The sequence below is a fragment of the Okeania sp. SIO2C2 genome (genome assembly GCF_010692625.1).
In the GTDB taxonomy this organism is placed as follows: Bacteria; Cyanobacteriota; Cyanobacteriia; order Cyanobacteriales; family Microcoleaceae; genus Okeania; species Okeania hirsuta.
Genome location: NZ_JAAHGM010000135.1, coordinates 1 through 4,463, shown reverse-complemented (window position 1 = coordinate 4,463; position 4,463 = coordinate 1). Strand labels below are relative to the sequence as shown.

5 protein-coding genes are annotated in these 4,463 nt (G+C 32.3%); all 5 read left to right on the top strand.

Annotated elements, in window-relative coordinates; genetic code table 11:
• Nucleotides 1-1,637: 1,637 nt before the first annotated feature.
• The 5 genes from F6K18_RS35770 to F6K18_RS35750 all read left to right on the top strand — a co-directional run bounded on the left by F6K18_RS35770 (nucleotide 1,638) and on the right by F6K18_RS35750 (nucleotide 4,325).
• The gene (locus F6K18_RS35770) at nucleotides 1,638-2,783 is read left to right on the top strand and encodes a response regulator (protein ID WP_287528090.1); all 1,146 of its coding nucleotides are present in this window, start codon (nucleotides 1,638-1,640) and stop codon (nucleotides 2,781-2,783) included.
• A 76-nt stretch (nucleotides 2,784-2,859) separates the two neighbouring features.
• Entirely contained in the window at nucleotides 2,860-3,225 is a 366-nt protein-coding gene (locus tag F6K18_RS35765) for a response regulator transcription factor (RefSeq protein WP_124147492.1), read from the top strand.
• 301 nt (nucleotides 3,226-3,526) lie between these two features.
• Complete coding sequence (locus tag F6K18_RS35760) at nucleotides 3,527-4,012, top strand: CheW domain-containing protein (protein ID WP_287528088.1); 486 nt, start codon at nucleotides 3,527-3,529, stop codon at nucleotides 4,010-4,012.
• Nucleotides 4,013-4,062: 50 nt separating this feature from the next.
• Nucleotides 4,063-4,185 (top strand): hypothetical protein, encoded by a 123-nt coding sequence (locus tag F6K18_RS35755; protein ID WP_287528086.1) that lies wholly within the window; start codon nucleotides 4,063-4,065, stop codon nucleotides 4,183-4,185.
• Nucleotides 4,182-4,325: a hypothetical protein gene (locus F6K18_RS35750; RefSeq protein ID WP_287528084.1), complete on the top strand. Its 144-nt coding sequence runs from the start codon at nucleotides 4,182-4,184 to the stop codon at nucleotides 4,323-4,325. The genes F6K18_RS35755 and F6K18_RS35750 overlap by 4 nt, the downstream gene beginning before the upstream one ends.
• The last annotated feature ends 138 nt before the right edge of the window (nucleotides 4,326-4,463 follow it).

The following is a 4,463-nucleotide window of genomic DNA, read 5'->3' as shown; positions in this document are numbered from 1 at the left end:
GTATGGATGATTCAAAGGTAGGGGTCAATGACAGTCCCTAAACTGATGAGAAGTTAAAACAGGTGGATTTATCCCCTGTTTTTACAACCGTCAGAATCCACGCGGATTTATCCCGTGGAGTGTCAAAACTATATAGCTTCAACTTCCTAATCATTTCCACTAATACTTCTGTTTTAGTTTTTTCGCTATGACGACATTTTTGATTATACCTTTTAAAAGTCAGATGTCTGTTAAGCAGATTGTCAGTACTTTGTTTGATGGGGGTTTAATTCTAGTTATTATCTAGTATATGTATTGCACAAGGAAGGACTGAAGTTGGAAAAATCTTGTGTTGTCTGAGTTTTAAGTTTTTCATATGTCCGCGCCCTTTCCTTCCACTGCTATACATACAACATACTTTTATTTTGACCAACATCAATCATAGCATAATGTAACTATTTATATTTGTCTCAAATTAGCAAAAATTTAAGTGTTTCATATGGCCTTTAGGTGGCCTTTTGATCATTTCGTAATACTTTTACTATATTTTGTTGACTCTAAAGAATTGAATCAGTGAAAATTTATAGGTGTATGAGAGATACCCAAGGGAAGTCAATCCGTGTCTACAGACTCCTTATAAAAGTGCAAAGTTAAAAATATTAACCGATCGCTGAAGGTCGTCAATATATCTCGATTGCGCCTTTTCAATACTTCAATAACTAATATGTATCCTAACTTCTGAAAAGGGGGGTATATGAGAAATTCATAGTGCAAAAAAATGTTTAAGTGGCTATCACTCCTAGAATTTACATCATAAATATTAATTTAACTTAATTTGTTTAGAGGTCTGATAACTTAACATTCCTGAGAGGTTCATTAGCTTTTGAATTTTGTAATTTAATTAGTAAAATATAGTAAGGCTTTTATAGTTTATAAATTTGTAGTAATCCTAAGGAGTCATAATTTTAAAGGTTTTCAGTTCAAATTAACTATTATAAAAATTGTCACAACCAATGGGCGGATTGCTACATATAAGGCGACTGTCAAAAACATTTGCCAAATAGTAAATATACTTAGATTTAGTAGTGTAGAATGATTTATATATAGCAATCATAAATCATTTGTAAAAAATCTCAGGATATATAAAAACCCTGAAACTTTTACCCCTATTCCCTGTTCCCTAAATTCAAAGATTTTTTTTCATAACTAAAATAGGATTGCTATATATGATCATAGATATCAATCAACTATAACTATAAACTATGGTGTTTTTTCAGCTACTTATTTTAATATTATCAATCAATAAATTGATTAAATAAGATTAATTTTATGATAAAATCCACATAGTTTTACTGTTTAAATATTTATGATAATTATCTAATTTATTTGATCAGCTAAAAGAAAAAAAATACTGATTTTAATGCAATCAATACAATAAAAAATTTTTAAAATGTATGAAATCATGATTTTCTGTTCAAATCTTAAGAATCATAATATAATATGATTAACGGAGAAAATATTAAAATAATTTTATTGTATTGTCATTTTCTTCAGAGGAAAAACTCATCTAGAAAGTTAAGCAGATGGCCACAAGTTATGTTGTCAAATATTCATAACTCGATCACCATTCGAGTTTTCATATTGAACCTTTAAGATTCATGTCTGCAAACAACAAAATAATCAAATTATCACAAGAAATAGACATCCTTAGTCAAAGAATGGCAACCGGCAACCTATTATTAAATAGCCATGCAAAACAAGGAAAAATTTATATATTTTATGGTAGATTACTCTATACTACTGGTAACTTTCATAGAGTGAGACGTTGGCAACGAGCGATAGAATTGCACTGTCCTGAATGGAAACCCATAACTTTACAACTATCAGATCAAGAAAAACCTTGGGAATATATTCTACTATATGATGGAATAACAAGAGATGAAATTACTCTTTATCAGGCTAAAAAAGTCATTCGTACTGTCACCTTAGAAATATTATTTTCCCTGAGTCTTTACGTAGATCTAATATGCCAGTGGGAGCAAAGTCCAGATAAGAAATCAGAATTATCTTTAGGTTTAGCTCTATGCTATAGAGAACTAGAAGAAATTTTTAGTAAAGTTAATAAAATGCAAAATTTATGGCAAAAAGCAGGTTTCAATAGTCTTAACCCCAATCTTGTTCCTGTCATGACAAAAACTGTTAAACCAGAAGCTTTATCTGGTTGGGGTAAATACTTACATGGGGACCTAACTATATGGGATATTGCCTATCAACTAAGAAAATCAGTATTAGCTGTAACTAAAACTTTATTTCCTTTAGTCAAAAAAGGATTAGTTCAATTAAAAACAGTACCAGACTTATCAACATCACCTATAAAATCATCTTTAACAACAGCTAATTCTCAGAAAAGTACAGACAAAACTACATCCAAAAAACAATCATTAATTGCTTGTATTGATGATAGCCCAGTAGTGGCTGAAACATTAAAGAAAATTGTGCAACCTGCTGGTTATAGGTTGATCAGTATACAAGATCCAATTAAAGGATTTGTTAAAATAGCTGAATATAAACCAGATTTAATTTTTCTTGACCTAGAAATGCCTCATGCAAATGGTTATACTGTCTATCAATTCTTACGCAAAGCACCAGCATTTGAAAAAATACCAGTCATTATTTTTACCAATCGAAATAATGTGATAGACCGCAGTCGGGCTAAATTAATAGGAGCAGCCGACTTTTTGAGTAAGCCTCCTAAACCAGAAGAAATCTTAAAAATGATCCAAAAACATTTGCCTAACACTTAAAAATTCAACTGGCAAACAAAAAATTTATTAATATAAGTAAAATTTTGGACAAACATTAAATAACAATTAGAAAGTTATGAAAGCAAGTATATTAATTGTAGAAGACAACCCAACTGAAGCTAGTATTTTGACTGAATGTCTACAAAAGTCAGGATTTGATGCATTGAGCGTAACCACAGCAGAGGCAGCTAAAGCTTTGCTGAATCAAAAAACTTTTGACGCAATTTTAACAGACGTGGTATTACCTGGTCAAAGTGGTTATGGACTGTGTAGGGAACTAAAAAATCAAGAAAATACAGCTCATATACCAATTGTTATTTGTTCTAATAAATCAGGGAAAATAGATCAAAAATGGGGTATGAAGCAAGGTGCATCTGCTTATGTGACAAAACCAATTAATCGAGAAGAAGTTGTAGCAACATTAAGACGATTAGTTGTTTAATATCATGTTCCCACGGAGGGGGAGCTACGCTAACGGTTGAATACTTATAAATAACTGTTGTGAGTCCTCAGGAGGACCGAGTCAGGAATCAGGAGGGAAGAAAGGAGAAAAAGAGGAAATATTGGTATTGGGGGTATTGATAATTTCAGTATTTGTTTGGTACTGTCGGTATTGTCAGTCCTTAAATTTTATTTATAACTGACCCGTCCGCAATTCGTAGCTTCCCCAGAGGGGGAACATTATATAACATAGTTGTTTAACAAACATAAATTTTTATGACTAAAGTCTTCACTTAAAGTCAATGCAAAAACAACAATTATTCCGTAGCACACAATATTTATGCATAGAAATTGATCGGACTTTACAAACTATACTATCTACTAATGACCTAGATGAAGTTATTAGCTTAGACTACGGAAAAGTCTTACAAATACCAGGTATGCCAACTGTAGTTGCAGGAGTTTTTCAGTGGCATGGCGAGATTATATGGTTAATTGATATTGCTTATTTGATGGGATTTAATCCTTTACTATCTACTGGATACAATCAGGAAAAACTTCGGGTAGTAAAAGTAAAATATAAAGATAACTATCTAGGTATTTTAGCACAAAAAGTAGGTGAGTTGATAAATATTGAGACTAAAAATATTACCCTGTTGAAACAAAAAAAAGTTAATTCTCCTGTAGCAAAATTTATCAAGGGAACTTGTACAAACTCAGAGGGAGAAAAAATGATGATTGTAGATATTGAAAAAATTATTCAATATTTAGAAAAAGCAAAGAAATAAAAATCAGACAAAAAAATTAGCAATAGCCGTTAAATAATTAGTAATTATTGTTGAAGAAGGAGACAGGAGATAGGAGACAGGAGACAGTCGGAAAATTACATGGGGATTCGCTCCCCCAAGTAATGCGTGAACACCCTGTAGACGGTGGGGTATTAAACCCACAAAGAAAATGATAATTAATACATTGAAGAAGGAGACAGGAGACAGGAGACAGGAGACAGGAGACAGTCGGAAAATTACATGGGGATTCGCTCCCCCAAGTAATTTTGAACACCCTGTAGACGGTGGGGTATTAAACCCACAAAGAAAATGATAATTAATACATTGAAGAAGGAGACAGGAGACAGGAGACAGGAGACAGTCGGAAAATTACATGGGGATTCGCTCCCCCAAGTAATGCGTGAACACCCCCGTTGACGGTGGGGTATTAAACCCACAAAGAAAATGATAA

Bases quoted from the DNA above. Each gene is read 5' to 3' on its own strand.
- F6K18_RS35765 (WP_124147492.1), top strand. From the start codon at position 2,860: ATGAAAGCAAGTATATTAATTGTAGAAGACAACCCAACTGAAGCTAGT.
- F6K18_RS35760 (WP_287528088.1), top strand. From the start codon at position 3,527: ATGCAAAAACAACAATTATTCCGTAGCACACAATATTTATGCATAGAA.
- F6K18_RS35770 (WP_287528090.1), top strand. From the start codon at position 1,638: ATGTCTGCAAACAACAAAATAATCAAATTATCACAAGAAATAGACATC.
- F6K18_RS35750 (WP_287528084.1), top strand. From the start codon at position 4,182: ATGATAATTAATACATTGAAGAAGGAGACAGGAGACAGGAGACAGGAG.